The 17,474-nt window shown below is 60.8% G+C and carries 14 protein-coding genes; 12 read left to right on the top strand and 2 right to left on the bottom strand.

Annotated elements, in window-relative coordinates; genetic code table 11:
- Nucleotides 1-53: 53 nt before the first annotated feature.
- From D3Y59_RS02780 to D3Y59_RS02740, 10 genes are all read left to right on the top strand, one after another.
- On the top strand, nucleotides 54-773 hold the full coding sequence (locus D3Y59_RS02780) for a PspA/IM30 family protein (protein ID WP_119443663.1): 720 nt from the start codon (nucleotides 54-56) through the stop codon (nucleotides 771-773).
- A gap of 37 nt (nucleotides 774-810) precedes the next feature.
- Complete coding sequence (locus D3Y59_RS02775) at nucleotides 811-1,026, top strand: hypothetical protein (RefSeq protein ID WP_119443662.1); 216 nt, start codon at nucleotides 811-813, stop codon at nucleotides 1,024-1,026.
- A 59-nt stretch (nucleotides 1,027-1,085) separates the two neighbouring features.
- Nucleotides 1,086-1,295, top strand: a complete 210-nt coding sequence (locus tag D3Y59_RS02770) for a hypothetical protein (RefSeq protein ID WP_119443661.1) — start codon at nucleotides 1,086-1,088, stop codon at nucleotides 1,293-1,295.
- A gap of 51 nt (nucleotides 1,296-1,346) precedes the next feature.
- Entirely contained in the window at nucleotides 1,347-1,568 is a 222-nt protein-coding gene (locus D3Y59_RS02765; protein WP_119443660.1) for a hypothetical protein, read from the top strand.
- Between the two features lie 113 nt (nucleotides 1,569-1,681).
- A complete protein-coding gene (locus D3Y59_RS02760; RefSeq protein ID WP_162910498.1) occupies nucleotides 1,682-2,344 on the top strand; it encodes a hypothetical protein in 663 nt (220 codons plus the stop codon).
- Entirely contained in the window at nucleotides 2,331-2,498 is a 168-nt protein-coding gene (locus tag D3Y59_RS18150) for a hypothetical protein (protein WP_162910497.1), read from the top strand. The genes D3Y59_RS02760 and D3Y59_RS18150 overlap by 14 nt, the downstream gene beginning before the upstream one ends.
- Before the next feature lie 16 nt (nucleotides 2,499-2,514).
- Nucleotides 2,515-2,919 (top strand): PH domain-containing protein, encoded by a 405-nt coding sequence (locus D3Y59_RS02755; RefSeq protein ID WP_119443658.1) that lies wholly within the window; start codon nucleotides 2,515-2,517, stop codon nucleotides 2,917-2,919.
- An 89-nt stretch (nucleotides 2,920-3,008) separates the two neighbouring features.
- A complete protein-coding gene (locus D3Y59_RS02750; RefSeq protein WP_119443657.1) occupies nucleotides 3,009-5,177 on the top strand; it encodes a flotillin family protein in 2,169 nt (722 codons plus the stop codon).
- 264 nt (nucleotides 5,178-5,441) lie between these two features.
- Complete coding sequence (locus D3Y59_RS02745; protein WP_119443656.1) at nucleotides 5,442-10,445, top strand: DNA repair ATPase; 5,004 nt, start codon at nucleotides 5,442-5,444, stop codon at nucleotides 10,443-10,445.
- Nucleotides 10,446-10,447: 2 nt separating this feature from the next.
- Entirely contained in the window at nucleotides 10,448-10,858 is a 411-nt protein-coding gene (locus D3Y59_RS02740; protein ID WP_119443655.1) for a DUF3592 domain-containing protein, read from the top strand.
- A gap of 89 nt (nucleotides 10,859-10,947) precedes the next feature.
- Here D3Y59_RS02740 and D3Y59_RS02735 read toward each other — a convergent pair whose 3' ends face one another.
- On the bottom strand, nucleotides 10,948-11,223 hold the full coding sequence (locus D3Y59_RS02735) for a hypothetical protein (protein WP_119443654.1): 276 nt from the start codon (nucleotides 11,221-11,223) through the stop codon (nucleotides 10,948-10,950).
- A 35-nt stretch (nucleotides 11,224-11,258) separates the two neighbouring features.
- On the bottom strand, nucleotides 11,259-11,600 hold the full coding sequence (locus D3Y59_RS02730; protein ID WP_119443653.1) for a hypothetical protein: 342 nt from the start codon (nucleotides 11,598-11,600) through the stop codon (nucleotides 11,259-11,261).
- A 713-nt stretch (nucleotides 11,601-12,313) separates the two neighbouring features.
- Here D3Y59_RS02730 and D3Y59_RS02725 point away from each other — a divergent pair.
- Nucleotides 12,314-14,182: a serine hydrolase domain-containing protein gene (locus tag D3Y59_RS02725; RefSeq protein WP_119443652.1), complete on the top strand. Its 1,869-nt coding sequence runs from the start codon at nucleotides 12,314-12,316 to the stop codon at nucleotides 14,180-14,182.
- A gap of 813 nt (nucleotides 14,183-14,995) precedes the next feature.
- The gene (locus D3Y59_RS02720) at nucleotides 14,996-17,221 is read left to right on the top strand and encodes a M3 family metallopeptidase (RefSeq protein WP_240410486.1); all 2,226 of its coding nucleotides are present in this window, start codon (nucleotides 14,996-14,998) and stop codon (nucleotides 17,219-17,221) included.
- Nucleotides 17,222-17,474 lie beyond the last annotated feature (253 nt).

The raw sequence follows: 17,474 nt of genomic DNA, 5'->3' as shown, positions 1-17,474 counted from the left end.
TTGCCCTTGTTGTCACCTCACTTTCCCTTCGAACTACCAACCCCAGTAACGCCATGAACATCTTTTCCCGCTTGTTTAAAATTGGTCAGGCCGAAGCCAACTCCGCAGTCGATCAGCTTGAAGACCCCATCAAGATGACCGAGCAAGGCCTGCGCGACTTGCGCCAGGACCTCGACAAAAGCTTGCACGCCCTGGCCGAGGTGAAAGCCATGGCCATCCGGAGCCGCAACGAGGCCGCAAGCTTCCGCACCAAAGCCCAGGACTACGAAACCAAGGCGGTGCTGTTGCTACAGCGCGCCCACCGCGGCGACCTCGCCACCGCCGAGGCCGACCGCCTCGCCAGCGAAGCCCTAGGTAAGAAAACCGAAAACGAAGCCCAGGCCGAGCGGGCCGCCGCTGATCAGCAAAAGTTTGAAGCCTCGGCGCAGCAGCTCGATGCCAACGTGCAAACCCTGAAGCAAACCATTGGCACCTGGGAAAACGAGCTGAAAACGCTGAAGGCCCGCGCCGCGGTGAGCTCGGCTACGAAAACCATCAACAAGCAGCTGGCCCAGCTCGATTCGTCGGGCACGGTGGCCCTGCTCGAGCGCATGAAGGAGAAGGTGGCCGTGGAAGAAGCCCTGGCCGAATCGTACGGCGAAATCGCGCAGGAAAGCCGCACCGTCGATCAGGAAATTGACAAAGCATTGGAGCAAAGCGCCGGTGGCAAAGCGGCCGCCGATTTGCAGGCCCTGAAGCAGAAGCTGGGCCTCGCCGAGCAGCCGCAGCAGTAACCACAGGCCCTAGGTAGGGGCGTTACCACTCATAACTATGAACCGTCAAGAAAAAGGATTTATGCTGCTGGCGCTTTCGCTATTCGTCATCAGCCTCGCGGGCCGCGCCGGCCATTGGCTGCACGCGGGCGTGGCGCCCACGCTGGTGCTGTTCGGTCTCACGTTCGTGTTGGCAGCCGTGGCGCGCTACAACCGGCGCCTCAACTTAGCCAAGCAACCGCAGCTGCCACCGGCACCGCCTGCGGCCCTGTAGTACCGGTTGCGGCACCTAGGGCCCCGAAGCACAACCAATACCACCGGACACTTACCGACATGAACGCCTACGAAAAGCCACTTTACTACACCTCGCTCCTGCTGCTGATCGGGACCATGGTTCTGCGCCTGCTGCACCTCGTCAGGCCCGAAACCGCCATTTCGCTGCTCGTGCTGGGCACCATGTTTCTGGGCATTGCCTACCAGCGCTACACGCGGCGCCTGAACACGCGCATCGCCGAGTTGGAGGCGCAGCTTCCTCCATCCTAATGCCAGCCAACCCAAGTAGGCTAGCACTGCCCCGCATATGCACACAACCCCATGAATGCCTACGAAAAGACGTTTTTCTACGCCTCCATGGCCCTGCTTTTTGCGGCCGTTGTTCTGCACTTTTTGCGCCTCGCCGAGCCTAACGTGGTAGTGCTATTGCTTACCTCCGGCATGGGTCTTTTTGGCATTGACCACCTTGGCTACCTAGGGCGGCTAAAAGCCCGGACGACCGAACCGGAAGCCGACATTCGCCGGCTACAAGCTGCGGGCTAGCGCAAGTGGCGCTGCCACCTAGGCGGCGTAACAATTTCTTCACTTCGGTTGCCGGTTGGCAGCGTATTGGTCCACGGTAATTCTTCTACCTTTAAGCTACCCTTATTATGCTTATGACAGAACTATTACGCGCTGCAGTTTCTCCTCCTAATTTACTCTCTACCGGTCTGCTGGTTTTCGTGCTGCTGTACTGGCTTACCGTAATTATCGGCTTACTCGATTTCAAAACGCTCGACCTAAGCACCCACCCCGCCGATGCTCACCTAGGCAACTCCGATTTGCACCACGGCCACCACCATGCGCAGGTAGGTGTTGATTGGCTCAACAACGCGCTGGCTTTTTTCAACCTGGGCCGCGTGCCGCTGATGGTGTTTGTGGGCTTTGTGTCGCTGCCCTTGTGGGTGGGCAGCATCCTGCTCAACCACTACACCCACAACAGCTCTTTTGCCCTAGGCCTGCTGTTTTTGGTGCCGCTGCTGCTGGCCAGTTTGTTCGTGGCCAAAGTGCTTACTACGCCATTCGTACGGCTTTTTGCTACGCTTGAGCAAGATGCCGCAGCCGGTGCCAAACCCTTGGGCAAAGTATGCACGGTGCTGCTGCCCACCTCCGCCGACCAGCTCGGCCAGGCCACGCTGCGCGCCGAGGGCGCCGCGTTGGTGCTGAATGTGCGCGCGGCCTCCAACGCCGAGCTGCGCAAAGGCGACACGGCTTTGGTAATCGATTACGACGCCCAGCGCCGCTGCTACCTCATCGAGCCCTTTGATGCGGCCGGCTAACCCACCGCGCCCGTCGCGCGACGACGACCCGCTGTGGTTTCAGGTTATGCTTGAATTCCTGCTCGACGTCACGTTTCGGCTGCTTTTCCGAAGCATCAAAGTCCTAGGCCGCGTCGTCGTGTTTGCCTTCGAGTTCTTCTTCGAGCTTTTCTAATCTAATTCATTAACCAATGCCGCGCTTATTTCCTGCCAAGGTTTCTTGGTGGCTGTTTGGACCTATCCTGGCTCTTATCGTTGGCAGCGCTGTTGCCAACTTCCTCTACGGTGCCCTTATGGGCGCGCTGGTGTGCTTGGCAGTAGCAGCTTTTGTGGCTTACGTGGTGCTCTACACCCGCTACGAGCTAATCGACAACGCCACGTTACACATTCAATCGGGTCCGTTTACGTGGCAGGTGCCGGTGCAGCAAATCACCCGCATTGTACCCACCACCAACCCGCTCAGCTCGCCCGCGCCGTCGCTCGACCGCCTGAAGATCAGCTACAATAAGTACGACGAGGTGATGATATCGCCCCGCGACAAAGCTGCCTTTATTGCCGCGCTGCAGCAAATTAACCCTGGCATTCAGCTCGGCTAGCACAAGCTGGCGCAGCTTTGGCCACCTAGGCAAGGCCTCACACCCACCCTACCCCTTTCAACTCTGACACAACTCTACTTTTTACTTCCATGATCGAACAATTATCCTTGGCAGTGCTGGTTATTGCCGGCCTGTTCCTGCTTGGCATCATCGCCATTGTGGTGAAGATGTACCAAAAAGCCGTGCAGGGCGAAGCCCTCGTGCGCACCGGCCTCGGCGACACCCGCGTGTCGTTTTCGGGCATCTTCGTTATACCGGTGCTGCACAAGCTTGAGGTGATGGACATCACCCTGAAAACCATCGTCATCAGCCGCCATGGCAAAGAGGGCTTGGTGTGCAAAGACAACCTACGCGCCGACGTGAAGGTGAATTTCTTCGTGCGCGTCAACAAAACCCAGGACGACGTGGTGCAAGTGGCCCAGAGCATTGGCACGCGCCGCGCCTCTGACCCAACCGCTCTCGAAGCTTTGTTCGACGCTAAGTTTTCGGAGGCCCTAAAGACCGTGGGCAAGCAATTCGACTTCATCGAGTTGTACAACTCGCGCGAGCAATTCAAGCAGGAAATCCTGCGCATCATCGGCACCGACCTGAACGGCTACGTGCTCGACGACTGCGCCATCGACTACCTGGAGCAAACGCCGCTGAACGCGCTCAACCACGACAACATCCTCGACGCCGAAGGCATCAAGAAGATTATCGCGCTTACCTCGGAACAAAAAATCCAGGCCAACGCCATTGAGCGCGAAACCCAGAAGACCATCAAGAAGCAGGACGTAGAGGCGCAGGAAACCATTCTGCAGCTGGAAAAGCAGCTGACCGAAAACCAGGAAAAGCAGCGCCGCGAAATTGCCAGCATTAAGGCCCGCGAAGCCGCCGAAATTGCCAAGGTGCAGCAGGAAGAGCTGCTGAAGTCGGAGCGCGCCCGCCTCGCAACCGAGGAGGAAGTGAAAGTGGCCGAGCAAAACCGCGACCGGCAAGTGCTGGTGGCCGAGCGCAACAAGCAACGCACCGACGCCGTGGAAACCGAGCGCGTGGCGCAGGCCCAGGCCCTGGAGGCCAACGAGCGGGAGCGTATCGTGGCCCTGGCTCAGATTGAGAAAGAAAAAGCGCTGGAAGAAGAGCGCAAGAACATTCAGGCCATTATCCGCGAGCGAATTGCCGTGGAAAAAGCCACCGTGCAGGAAGAAGAGCGCATTAAAGACACTCGCGCTCAGGCCGAAGCCGAACGCCTGAAGCTGGTGGCGCTTACCAAAGCCAAGCAGGAAACCGACGCCCAAACCATCAACTTCGTAGGCTCGGCCGACATGGAAAAGCAAGCCGCCGAGCTGCGCGCCAAGCAGGCACTGATCGATGCCGAAGCCGAAAAAGCCTCGGCCGAGTTTAAAGCCCAAGCCATCCGTACATTGGCCGAAGCCGAGGCCTCGAAAGCCGCTGCCGTAGGCCTGGCCGAAGCCCAGGTGATGCAAGCCAAAGCCGTTGCCCGCCAGAAAGAAGGCGAAACCGAAGCCACCGTGCTGCAGCTTACCGCCACGGCCGAAGCCCAAGCCATTCAGGCCAAAGCCACGGCGCAAGCCGAAGCCGATGAGAAGCTGGGCGTGGTAGCTGCCAAAGTGAATCGCGAAAAAGCGATGGTAGAAGTGGAAGTAGTAGACGCCATGGCCGACGCTCAGCAGAAGAAAGGCCTGGCCGAAGTGCGCGTGAACGAAGAAATGTTTGCGGTAGAAGCCAAAGGCATCGAAGCCAAGGCCGACGCCATGAAAAAGCTCGACGGCGTGGGCAAAGAGCACGAGGAGTTCAAACTACGGCTGGCTAAAGACCAAGCCGTGGAGCTGGCCGAAATCAGCATCCAGAAAGACATTGCGGCCGCGCAGTCGGGCGTTATTGCCGAGGCTCTGAAAGCCGCCAAAATCGACATCGTGGGCGGCGAAACCATGTTCTTCGACCAGATTATCGGCTCCATCACCAAGGGCAAGAGCATCGACCGTGCCGTGGGCAACTCGCAGGTGCTGACTACGGTGAAGGATACCTTCTTCCCGCTCGATGCCGCCGGCGGCGTAGACTTTAAAACCAACCTAACCAAGTTCGTCAATCAGTTCGGCCTCAGCTCGGATGATGTTAAGAACCTGAGCATCTCGGCCCTGCTGCTGCAGATGATGAACAAAGCCGGCGACGACGCCACCCGCAACACGATTACCCAACTAGCCGGCACCGCCAAAATGCTGGGTATCTCGGACAAGGTGGTAAGCACGCTGAATTAGGGGCCTCACCCTATTTAAAAGCTAGAACTAAGGCTAGCTCCCCTCCTCAGATGAATTCCGCGACTGGAGCGGCGTGGGTTGGGGGTGGTTGAAATACTAGAGGCAAGATATAAAAGTCGTTTAAACGTCAATGTCAACCACCCTCAACCCACGCCGCTCCAGTCGCGGAATTCATCTGAGGAGGGGACTAGCCTTAGTCTTAACCCTAGCTTCTTCCTTATAAGCTAGCTCCAGCTTTTAGTACTGCCCGCACGGGCTCCCCATATGGAAACTTCCGCCGCTCCGCAACTCGAAACCGGCACCTACGAAATCCTGCGCAACCGCCTGACCAAAGGCGGCTCCGACCTGCGCATCCGCCTCGACAAGCTCAACACCGCCCGCAAGCAAGTCTTCGGCGCGCTCGACTGGCAACTGCTCGGCACCGGGCGCATCACCACCGAGCATAACTGCGTGCCCATGGATATGGTGGCGCTCGGCGACAAGTTCCTGTTCGGATTCAACGTGCTCCTAGGTCTTAAAACCGAGGTGGACCTGCAGGACGTGTTTGGCGTGTATGCATACCAGCGGCCAGAGTTCCGCCCTGTGGGGCTTGACATCATTCAGGAAAAGGGTTTTTTGGAGGAGCTGCGCAACCTGTACCGCTACTACAAAAACGCGCGCTTCGTGAAGTTTGCCCAGCGCGGCGAGCACCTGTTTATGGTGTTTCGGGTGGGCAAAACGGCTAACGATATCAAGACGTTTAAGTGGCTGGTGCAGGGCGAGGCACTGACTTACCTCGACAACCGCTCCGACCACGAGTACACCTTTCCGCCGCAGCACGAGTTCAGCTGGAAGCGTGCCACCCGCGACATGCAGCGCGCCGGCAAGCACCCGCACATCAGCATCGAAGACAAGGTGTTTGTGGAGACGGTGGGCGGCGACCTCACCATCAAGGTCGAAGACAACACCAAGACGGGACAAGGTATTTACTCCGAGCCCGTCGACAACAAAGACCAGACCCTCGACGACGCCGAAATTCACTATGCGGTGGTGGGCCAGTTGGTACTGCTCAAGATTAGGCCGTACCAGGAGCAGCAGTTCCGCTACTTTCTTTACAACACCAAGCTGCGCCAAGCCCAACGCCTCGATGCCCTGGCCGACGCCTGCGTGCTGCTGCCCGACGGCCACGGCCTCATCTTCCCGCACGGCTACTACCTGCAAACCGGCGACGGCAAGCAGTTCGAAAACGTGCCGTCTGAATTGGTGTTTGAGAAGCGCGTGGCCTCGCCCAACGGCGAGGATTTCCTGTACGTGTTCTTTCAGAAAGACAACGGCCTGTACCTGCTGCTGAGCTACAACCTGATCAGCCAGAAGGTGGCCGCGCCCATCGTGTGCCACGGCTACGCGCTGTTCGAGAACGGCGAACTTTGCTACTTCCGCGCCGACGAGGAGCCCAAAAAACACCACGCCGTACAGATCTGGCAAACGCCTTACACCGCCCCCAACTTTCAGCTGCCTGCCGTGCAGGATGGCTACCTAGGCAAGCTGGGCAACAAGGAAATTGTGCGAGCCATGGCCGAGGCCCAGGAGGTGCTTACGCTCATTGGCAAGGACGACTCTTACACCGGCCTGTACCTCGACCTGATCCGCCGCACCACTACCCTTTCCGACTCATACCACTGGCTGGCCGAGCCCGGCGCCGAGAAGCTGGCCGAGCCGCTGCAGGACATCCGCCAGGCTGCTACCTCGGCGGTAGAGGAATTTGATAAGGTGCAGCGCATTCGTCGCAGCACGCACGAGCAAACCCAGCAAGTACTGGGCCGCGCCGCCGAATTGCGCGACTACATCAAGCGCACGGCCGATGCTACCGAGGTGCAGGAATACGTGCAGCAACTGGCCAACTTGCGCCAAGTGCGCGGCGAGGTTATTTCGCTGAAAGAACTGCGCTACGTTGACGCCGCGGCCGTAGAGCGCACCGCCGAGGAGCTGCAAGGTTTGTCGCAGGAAGTTGCCCAGCGTACGGTCGACTTCTTGCTGCGCGACAATGCCCTGGCCCCTTACGCCGAGCGCGTGGCTGCCCTAGGTGCGGGCATCGAGCAGGTGCCCACGGTAACCGAAGCCAACCGCCTCGAGCAGGACATGAACGCCGTGGCCGCCGAGCTAGAGCTGCTGATTGAAGTAGTGGGCAACCTGCCCATTGCCGACCCCACGCAGACCACCCGCATCATCGACAACATCTCGGGGATTTACGCCGGCTTCAACCAGCTGCGGGCCGCCCTCAAGAAACGCCGCCAGGCCCTGGCCGGCACCGAGGCCCAAGCCGAGTTTGCCGCCCAGCTGAAGCTCCTCGAGCAGTCGTTGGTAAACTACCTCGACCTTTCCGACACGCCTGCCAAGTGCGACGAGTACCTCTCGCGCCTGATGGTGCAGTTGCAGGAGTTGGAGGGCAAGTTTCCGGAGTTCGACCAGTTTCTAAGTCAGCTAGCTACCCGCCGCGAAGAAGCTTACGAGGCCTTTGAGGCCCGCAAGCAAAGCCTGGTAGCCGCGCGCAACCAACGCGCCACGGCCCTGCTGCAATCGGCCGAGCGCATGCTGAAGGCGGTGCACAACCGCGTAGCCAAGCTCACGTCGGTGGCCGACATCAACGGCCATTTCGCGGCCGACGTGATGGTGGAGAAGGTGCGCCGCACTGTGGATGAGCTGCTGGCCCTAGGCGACGCCGTAAAGGCCGACGACTTACAATCGCGCCTGAAAACGGTGCGCGAAGACGCCGTACGCCAGCTGAAAGACCGCGCCGACTTGTTTGTGGACGGTGGCCAGGGCGTGCGCTTTGGTCCGCACACCTTCACGGTAAATACCCAACCGCTGGAGCTGACCCTGGTGCTGCGCGATGGGCAGCTGCACTACCACCTCACCGGCACCAACTTCTTCCGGGCCGTGGCCGATGCTGCCGTGGAGCAGGCCCGCCCGGTGTGGGAGCAAACGCTGCCCTCCGAAAACCACGATGTGTACCGCGCCGAGTTTCTGGCCTACCAGCTGCTCGCAGTCGCCCAAAACCCAGCACCGGCCGCTGAGGGTGCACCGGCCACGCTGCAAGTGGCGGAGTTGGAGCGCCTAGGTGCCGCCGAGCTGCTGAGCTACGTGCAGCAGCACATGGCCCCGCGCTACGCCGAGGGCTACCTCAAAGGCGTACACGACCACGACGCGGCGCAAATACTGGCTGCGCTTGTGCGCCTAACCCGCACCACCGGCTTGCTGCGCTACCCCACCGAAACCCGCGCCGCCGCCAGCCTGTACTGGCACCGCTTTGCCCCCGCCGATAAAAAAGCCCATTGGTTGCACCAGATTCGGGGCCTTGCCCTGTTGTTGCAGGTATACCCTGGCGCGCAGGAAACAAGCAAGCTCGCCGCCGAGCTGCAGGCTGCCCTCAGCCAGTTCGCGCAAGAAAGTGGCCTGTTTACCCCAGCCGAAGTAGCCGAAGCAGGCACCTACCTACTGCACGAGTTGATTCAGCAAGCCTCGGCTTCCAAAAACCGACAGTTGCCGGCAAGTATCACCCAAGGCGGTTTGGTTGAAGGCCGCGGCAGCATGGTGGTTGAGCAGTATCAACCCCGCGCTACCCCCTTCACCACCTCCGCCGAAGCCGCCGATCTGCACGATGCCTTCCTGAAGCAACTGAAGGAGCGCCGCGCCACCGACACCTTCGAGGCTTCGGTAGCGGCCCTAGGTCAGCAACCCACGGCGCAGTACCAACTGGTACGGCAGTGGCTGCAGGCTTTCCTCAAGCAAGCCAACCACACGGCTTGGGTTGAGTACGGCGACGAGGCCGCCGCGCTGCTCGTTACGCGTAGCTACAACCCCGCGCAGGTGGTGCGCACGCCGCTTACGGAGGTGCTGCCCGGCCTGCGCGGTACGCACCCGCGCATTCAGGAAGACCACAGCTACGCGCTCAACTTCCCGCACTTCCGCCGCCGGCTGCACCACTACGTGCAGCACACGCAGCCGCAGTTCGAGCGGTTTGCCGAGCTGAAAAAGCAGTTGCTGGCCCAAGCCGCCGACACCATGCGCCTCGACGACTTCCGCCCGCGCGTGCTCACCTCCTTTGTGCGCAACCGCCTCATCGACCAGGTGTACCTGCCGCTGATTGGCGCCAACTTGGCCAAGCAAATTGGTACCGCCGGCGAGGGCAAGCGCACCGACCTGATGGGTTTGCTGCTGCTTATTTCGCCGCCGGGCTACGGCAAAACCACGCTGCTCGAGTACGTGGCCAACCGCCTAGGTCTGATCTTTATGAAGATCAACGGGCCGGCCATCGGCCACGCCGTTACGAGCGTCGACCCAGCACAGGCACCGAATGCCGGCGCGCGGCAGGAGCTGGAAAAGCTGAACCTGGCCTTCGAGATGGGCGACAACGTGATGATTTACGTCGACGACATACAGCACTGCCACCCCGAGTTTCTGCAGAAGTTTATCTCGCTTTGCGATGCGCAGCGCAAGATTGAGGGCGTGTACCAGGGCCGCGCCCGCACCTACGATTTCCGCGGCCGCAAGGTGTGCGTGGTGATGGCCGGCAACCCCTACACCGAAACCGGCGACGTGTTTAAGCTGCCCGACATGCTCGCCAACCGCGCCGACATTTACAACCTAGGCGACATCCTGACGGCCGGCTCCGAAGAAGCCTTCCGCCTCTCCTACCTCGAAAACGCCCTCACCAGCAACGCCGCCCTAGGTCGCCTGGCCACCCAGGCGCCGCAGGACGTGCCCGCCCTCATCCGCCTCGCCGAAACCGGCCAAGCCGACGGCTTGACCTTCGAGGGCAACCACGCTCCCGAGGAGCTCAGCGAGTACGTGGCCGTGCTGCAAAAGCTGCTGCGCCTGCGCGACGTGGTGGCCCGCGTAAACGCCGCCTACATTGCCAGCGCCGCCCAGGCCGACGCCTACCGCACCGAGCCTCCGTTTAAGCTGCAGGGCTCGTACCGCAACATGAACAAGCTGGCCGAAAAGGTGCGCCCGGTAATGAACGAGCAGGAAGTAGAGCAGCTGCTGGCCGCCCACTACGAAAGCGAAGCCCAAACCTTAACCAGCGCTGCCGAAGCCAACCTACTTAAGCTGCGCGAGCTGCTCGGCTGGCTCACGCCCGAGCAGCAACAGCGCTGGCAGCAGATCAAGCACACCTACCAAGACAACCTGCGCAACTCGCAAGCCGGCCAAGTGCTGCAGGTGCTCACCAAGCTCGAGGCCATTGCGGGCGGGCTGAGCGGGATTCGGGAAGTACTAAAAAATGCTTAACCGTGTTTTCGTTGGATAGCGCCGACCAAGCTTTTTTGCTGACGGAAACGGCCGGTGCGCTGGTGCTACTCCTGAGCGCCAACTTGCTTAACCGCCAAATTAAACTGCACCGCCACGGCGATACGGCCGAGGGCGTGGTGGTCGACGTTGAGTATTCTGGAACCAGCTCGCCCCGCTACTACGCCGTGGTCCGTTTCTGGACTCCGCAGTGCGAATGGGTAACCGCTCGTGCCGCTTACGGAACCGACGTACCTGGCTGCCAAGCTGGCGACACGGTGCGGGTGCGTTTCGACCCTGCCAACCCGAGCCATTTCACGGTTGGCACCGATGGCTCGACCCTTCGACCCTGGGCATCGGCTATAGGCGGCGCGGCCATATGCCTGTACGGGCTGATTAAGTACCTGAACCTGTGACGCGCCAGTATCCGGCAGGCCTCTTAGCAAACGCAACGCCCCCGGCCAATGGTCGGGGGCGTTGCGTTTGCCAGGAAGTCACTGGAAGTTTAGTGTCCCGAAGGCGCGTAATGCTCGTCGATGGCTCTGCTCATGGATTCCTGAAAAGCCGCTAGCAGTTTGGTGCGCTCGGCATCGGGCATGCTTTGCAGGGCTTGCTCGATGGTGCTGCGGTACACGTGCGCCATAAACGCGGGGCCGTAGGAGGTGTAAAAGCCGTCGTGAACTTTGTTGAAGGCTTGTTTCTCGGCCGAGGAAATGGACAGCGACAACGCCAACCACTCCTTTGCGTTGTTGGCCAGGCTGTCTTGTAGGTCTTGATTCATATAATCGCTGAATTAAAAGCAGAAAAGGGAGTCGGCTAGTGCCGGCGGCGGAACGGCCGGTACACATAAGGCACGAAGGGGGGTGCCACCTCGCCCTTGCCGCCGTGCGCGCTGTAGAAGGCTTCGATGGCAGTTTCCAGGCCGGGGCGGTCGTGGAGCGTGGTGGTGGCAAATACATCCTGGGCGGCCAAGGGTGCGGCCAGCGCGCTTAGGCGGCAGCTAGCTATGCCCAGCGGATGCTCGATGAACAAAGAAGCCCCATCGAGGGCGCGGCGCTCGTGCTGATAACGCCAGGAAGTATCGAAGGCGCGGCGGCCGCCTAGGTCGTTTTGGTCGAGGGGCGCAAAGCCGAGGCTGCGCAGGTAAGTATCGGTCATGTCGATAGAAGAAATGCAGAAGGAGGAATACATCGGCCGGCCGAATGATGGGCCGCTCCGGTAATGGCCGCCACGCCGCACCAATACCGCCCCGAAAGGCAGCAGCGAAAAGATGCAGGGTGCTTGTCTCCTAGGTCGTGCGGCAGTACGGTTTCTTGCCACACCCTTCGGGATGATTGCAGCGGCGTTGGGATGGCGGCGCGCTAAACCGTAAAGTGCCTGTTGCCTACCTTGGCAAGGCTTGTTGGGGATGCAAAACCGGCAAAGCTGAGCAGGGCGCCGGGCGGGCCGTTCGCACTGCCCCGGTGTAGCCCTTATTTGCTCGGTTGCAACTCCCGATGCTGATACAAGAGCAAGCGGCTCCCGGTCAGTTAAGTTCAGCTAGTTACAACATATATTCTCGGCGGCCACTTCGTAGTGTGCCAGCGCAGGTGGTTTCGGGTTGGGCAAGGAGGCGCTCATGCCTGTGCTTCCGCAACAGAAGGGTCTGCCCCGGTGCGTTTACCTACCAGTAATTTTCGCTAATGCAGGTACCACTACTACCGAAGTTCTGATTCAAAAGTCCATCACTGGTGCAAGCCTCACGGCGCTGTTAAGCGGCCGGGCCCTATCGCGCCCATCTTCTCATCTCAATCATTATATTAACAAATTCATATTCTTTTTAAACCTCCTATATTTTCCGCAAAATCTTATAGCCGCCACACTCCTCTATCGTGAAAAAATTACTGCTGATTCTGCCGCTGCTGGTGGGCCTTGCTGCTTCCGCGGCCCGCGCCCAGCGCCGGCCTGTTACCACCGTGTCCGAACTAACTGATTCGCTGGAGAGCATTATGCGCCGGCAGCACATGCCTGGGCTGCTGCTCACCCTGGTCGCGCGTGATTCCGTGCTTTTCGAAGGTGGGCTGGGCCTGGCCGACGTGGAAAACCACAAGCCCGTCACGGCTCATACCCTGTTTCGGGTGGGCTCCGTTACTAAGAGCTTCGTGGCCGTTGGGCTGCTGCAGCTTGTAGAGCAGGGCAAGCTTCGCCTCGACGACGAAGTGCGCAAGCTGGCCCCCGAAATCCCCCTCGAAAACCCTTGGGAAGCCACCGACCCGGTGCGGGTGGTGCACCTGCTGGAGCATACCGCCGGCTTCGACGACATGCACCTGAACCACATCTACAACCCCACGGCCACCGACCCGCGCGGCCCCGCCGCCGTGCAGGTGTTTCGCGAGGAATTGCGCTGCCGCTGGCGCCCCGGCGAACGGATGTCGTACTCCAACCCCGGCTACCAGCTGGCCGGCTACCTGCTCGAAAAGCTGAGCGGCCAACCCTACGAAACCTACCTGGCCGAGCGCGTGCTCCGTCCGTTGGGCATGCCCGAAGCCACCTTTGCGTTGCGCCCGGCTGCCCACCCCAAGCTGGCCCGCGGCTACGCATACGCCGAGGGCCGGTACCGACGCGTGGAGGCTTTGCCCATTTACAGCGGCCCCGCTGGCTCGCTTAGCGCTTCGGCGGCCGATATGACGCGCTGGGTGCAATTTTTCCTGCGCGACTTCCGCCCCGCCAACGGCGCAGTGGTGCTGCAGCCGGACTTTCTACGCGAGATAGAAACCACCCATTCGTCGCTGGCCGCCCGGGCCGGCCTGCCCGCCGACTACGGCCTGGCTAACCACGTGATTAACCGGAAGGGAAAGGCTACGTTCCGGGGCCACGGCGGCGGCATCGGGGGCTTCTCCTCTACTTTTGCCTACAACCGCGAGCTGGGCCTGGGCTACGCCCTGTCGAACAACGGCGACCAAAGCACCAAGGCTCTCGATAAGCTGATTCAGGAGTTCTTGCTGCGCCAGGTACCCGCCCCCGCCGAGCCCGCCCCCGTTGCGCTGGATGCCGCTGCGGTGGCGCCCTTCCTAGGTCACTACGAAGGCGCGGCGCCGCGCAACGCTTTAACCGGCATCAACAGTTACCTGCTCGGCGACCGGCAGTTGCTCCGGCAAGGCCAGCTGCTTTTGCTGAAGCCCCTGGTGGGCGCCGCCGACACGCTGCTGCCCACCGGCACGCTTACGTTCCGCCTGCCGGGCCAGCGGGTGGCGTCCTTCGCCCTCACCCACGACCGCGACGGCCGTCGCGCGTTGGTTTCCTCCACGGGTTACTTTCTCGAAGCCAGCAACACCTGGTGGTGGGTGCGCCCCACCCTGTTTGCGCTTAGCTTGCTGCTCATCGTAAGCAGCAGCCTGGCGGGCCTGGTGTGGCTGATTCTGGCCTTGCGCCGCTTGGTGCCCCGCGGCCAGGTGCTGCCCCGGTTGCTGCCGCTGCTCGCCACCACGGCCCTTGTCGTTACGTTTGCGGCCTTTGCGTACCTCGCCGACCACATCTGGCTGACCGGCACCCTGCAGCCCTCGTCCGTGCTGGCTAGCCTGGGGCCGCTGGCTTTTGCCGTTTTCACCCTGGCCGGCCTGCTGCTCACGGTGCTCCGCTTCCGGCAGTTCCGTAGTCGCCCGGTGGCTTGGTTTCTGTTGTTCACTTACGCCTCCCTGGGTTGGCTAGCCTATGCCCTAGCCGCGCACGGCTGGCTGAGCCTACGCCTGTGGACGGTGTAAGCGCCGTGGCTTCGGGGCGCTGCCCTAAAAGCTTAGCGGCCTACCCCTAGGTGCTAGGGCCACTGCAGGGTTGAGAGGCCCGCGTTGCTTGCTTGGGCAACAGAGCTGACACCGAGGATAGACCCTTTCCGGAACCTAACCTAGGATGCCAAAGGCCCAGGCAATGAGCCGGGACCTTTGTGTTGCTCAGCCCTAAATAAGCAAGCCGTGTTGGCCGATTGTGGCTGGCTGGCGTAGGTAAGAATGGAATGATAGCCCCCGGCGCGCAGGGAACCACTCTAGGCCTTAGGAGCGTGTTTGGATTTTGCTAAAACACCACCTAGACCGTCCTGCTGAGCCCGGCCGAACCGCAGGTCAGCGTAGCGAAGCATCGCTCCCGCTTCGTTGCACTCAACATGGAACGTCATTCCGAGCTTGGCGAGGAATCTCGCGTGCTGATGCAGAACAACTCAACTAAGAACGTCATGTCGAGCTTGTCGAGACATCTCGCCTGCTGACGCCCGAGAGTAATTACTATCCGGCGAGATGTCTCGGCTGCGCTCGTCATGACGACCTAGGGAATGCAACGAAGCGGGAGCGATGCTTCGCTACGCTGACCTGCGGTTCGATTACTGCCTCTGCATGACGCCCTAGGTGAACAACGGTCAGTTACCCCCCCTAGCCCACGCCGCTCAAGCCGCGGAATTCACATGAGGAGGGTAACTAGCTTTCTAGCTCTAGGGCCGTTCTTCTGTTCGTACTTCACAGCACTGCGCCTTTCGGCCGCTTTGCTGTACTTTAGCCTAGGCTGGCCTTAATGCCGGCCTCACTCCTATGCCCGATTTCCGCCCTTTCCCCACCCGCCTGCTGCTCGCCGGCTCCCTCTTTACTCTGCAGCTTACGGCTGTCGTGCCTATGTCCAGCTTGGCCCAAACCGCGCAACCAGCCGCCTCAGCCACGGCGGCCAATCCTTTGTTGGCGGGCTGGGCCGGCCCCTACGGCGGCGTGCCGCCCTTCGATAAAGTGAAGGTGGAACACTTCAAACCCGCCTTGGAAGCCGCCATGGCCGAAAACCTGCGCGAGATTCAGGCCATTGCCGATAACAAGCAACCCGCCACCTTCGACAACACCATTGGCGCCCTGGAGCGCGCCGGCCAGCGCCTCGACGAAGTGCAGACGGTGTACGGCATTTGGTCGGGCACGCTGAGCACGCCCGAGGTGCAGGCCGTGCAGCGCGAAATGGCCCCGAAGATGGCCGCGTTCAGCGACCAGATAAACCAGAACGCTGCCCTGTTTAAGCGCATTGAGGCGGTGTACAACGCGCCCGACAAGAAGAAGCTGACGCCCGAGCAGCAGCGCCTTACCTGGGTGTACTACAACAACTTTGTGCGGGCCGGCGCCAAGCTCGATGCCACCGCCAAAGCCCGCCTCTCCAAAATCAACCAGGAGCTGGCCAACCTCTACACCCGCTTTTCGCAGAACCTGCTGGCCGACGAAACCGACTCGGTGCTGGTGCTGAAAACCCCGGCCGACCTAGGCGGCCTGCCCGCCTCGTTGCAGGCCGATGCGGCCAACGCCGCCGCGGCGCGCAAGGTGCAGGGCGCGGGCCTCATCGTGAACACCCGCTCATCGGTGGAGCCCTTCCTGACCTACTCCGACCAGCGCAAGCTGCGCGAGAAGGCCTGGCGCATGTTCTACAACCGCGGCGACAACGGCGGCGCCCGCGACAATAACGCCCTCATCACCCAGATTCTGCCGCTGCGCGCCGAGCGCTCCAAGCTGCTGGGCTACAAAACCTACGCCCACTGGCGCCTCGACAACACCATGGCCAAAACGCCCGAAGCAGCTATGAAGCTGATGGAGGACGTATGGAAACCCGCCGTGGCCCGCGTGCGCGAGGAAGTAGCCGACATGCAGGCCGTAGCCAACAAGGAAGGCGCCAACATCACGATTGAGCCCTGGGACTACCGCTACTACGCCGAGAAAGTGCGCAAAGCCCGCTACGACCTCGACCAGAACGAAGTGCAGCAATACCTGCAGCTCGATAAAATGCGCGAGGGCATGTTTTGGGTAGCCGGCGAGCTGTTCAACTTCACCTTCGTGCCCGTAACCAACGTGCCCGTGTACCACCCCGATGTGAAAGTGTGGGAGGTGAAAGACAAGACCTCGGGCAAGCACGTGGGCCTGTGGTATTTCGACCCGTACGCCCGCCCCGGCAAACGCTCCGGCGCCTGGATGAACGCCTACCGCAAGCAGGAGCGCCTCGACGGCGAGGTGACGACCATCGTATCGAACAACTCGAACTTTGTGAAGGGCAAGGACGGCGAACCGACGCTGATTTCCTGGACCGACGCCAGCACCTTGTTCCACGAGTTCGGCCACGCCTTGCACGGCCTGTCGTCGAACGTGACGTACCCCTCGCTCTCGGGCACCAGCGTGCTGCGCGACTACGTGGAGTTCCCCTCGCAGATCCTCGAAAACTGGCTGCCCACGCCGCAGGTGCTGCAGCGCTTTGCCCTGCACTACAAAACCGGCAAGCCCATTCCGCAGGAGCTCGTCGACCGCATCGAAAAGGCCTCGACCTTTAACCAAGGCTTCGAAACCACGGAGTTCCTGGGCAGCGCCCTCATCGACATGAAGCTGCACCTGGCCGGCGACCAAAAGATTGACCCCGACAAGTTTGAGCGCGAAACCCTGGCCGAGCTGGGCATGCCCAAGGAGATTGTGATGCGCCACCGCACGCCGCAGTTCGGCCACGTGTTTTCGGGCGAAGGCTACGCGGCCGGCTACTACGGCTACCTCTGGTCGCAGGTGCTGGCGGCCGATGGCTTCAGCGCCTTCACCGAAGCCGGTGGCGCCTACGACAAAGCCGTGGGCCAGCGCCTGACCAAGCACGTGTTCTCGGTAGGCAACACCGTTGACCCCGCCGAAGCCTACCGCAAGTTCCGCGGCCGCGACCCGAAAGTGGATGCGCTGATGAAAGAGCGCGGCTTCCCGGCCACCACGGCCAAGCCCAGCAACAAAAAGCCGGCCCCGAGAACCAGTAACAAGAAGGCTTAGCGGCTAACGGCGCAGAGCCAATACAAAGCAAAAATCCCGGCAGCTTCACTGCCAGGATTTTTGCTCTTCAGAAGGCGTCAGATGTGGTCAGCCGCGTGAGTGATGACGGATGGAACATCATAGCCGAAGCAGCTAAAATTTATGAATAATGCGCTCCTTCCAGGAAGTAGCATTGCAATGTTAGCGTAGTGATGGTTGAGGGTTGCTGAAATTTGGGCATTCATATGTCACTGGTAGGCTTCATCACCAGAAA

It is taken from the genome of Hymenobacter oligotrophus (assembly GCF_003574965.1).
In the GTDB taxonomy this organism is placed as follows: domain Bacteria; phylum Bacteroidota; class Bacteroidia; order Cytophagales; family Hymenobacteraceae; genus Solirubrum; species Solirubrum oligotrophum.
This window is presented reverse-complemented; position numbering and strand designations above follow the sequence as displayed.

Excerpts from the sequence above, each read along its gene's own strand:
- D3Y59_RS02745 (WP_119443656.1), top strand. The coding sequence starts at position 5,442 with ATGGAAACTTCCGCCGCTCCGCAACTCGAAACCGGCACCTACGAAATC.
- D3Y59_RS02755 (WP_119443658.1), top strand. The coding sequence starts at position 2,515 with ATGCCGCGCTTATTTCCTGCCAAGGTTTCTTGGTGGCTGTTTGGACCT.
- D3Y59_RS02730 (WP_119443653.1), bottom strand. The coding sequence starts at position 11,600 with ATGACCGATACTTACCTGCGCAGCCTCGGCTTTGCGCCCCTCGACCAA.
- D3Y59_RS18150 (WP_162910497.1), top strand. The coding sequence starts at position 2,331 with ATGCGGCCGGCTAACCCACCGCGCCCGTCGCGCGACGACGACCCGCTG.
- D3Y59_RS02775 (WP_119443662.1), top strand. The coding sequence starts at position 811 with ATGAACCGTCAAGAAAAAGGATTTATGCTGCTGGCGCTTTCGCTATTC.
- D3Y59_RS02760 (WP_162910498.1), top strand. The coding sequence starts at position 1,682 with ATGACAGAACTATTACGCGCTGCAGTTTCTCCTCCTAATTTACTCTCT.
- D3Y59_RS02720 (WP_240410486.1), top strand. The coding sequence starts at position 14,996 with ATGCCCGATTTCCGCCCTTTCCCCACCCGCCTGCTGCTCGCCGGCTCC.
- D3Y59_RS02765 (WP_119443660.1), top strand. The coding sequence starts at position 1,347 with ATGAATGCCTACGAAAAGACGTTTTTCTACGCCTCCATGGCCCTGCTT.
- D3Y59_RS02750 (WP_119443657.1), top strand. The coding sequence starts at position 3,009 with ATGATCGAACAATTATCCTTGGCAGTGCTGGTTATTGCCGGCCTGTTC.
- D3Y59_RS02735 (WP_119443654.1), bottom strand. The coding sequence starts at position 11,223 with ATGAATCAAGACCTACAAGACAGCCTGGCCAACAACGCAAAGGAGTGG.
- D3Y59_RS02770 (WP_119443661.1), top strand. The coding sequence starts at position 1,086 with ATGAACGCCTACGAAAAGCCACTTTACTACACCTCGCTCCTGCTGCTG.
- D3Y59_RS02780 (WP_119443663.1), top strand. The coding sequence starts at position 54 with ATGAACATCTTTTCCCGCTTGTTTAAAATTGGTCAGGCCGAAGCCAAC.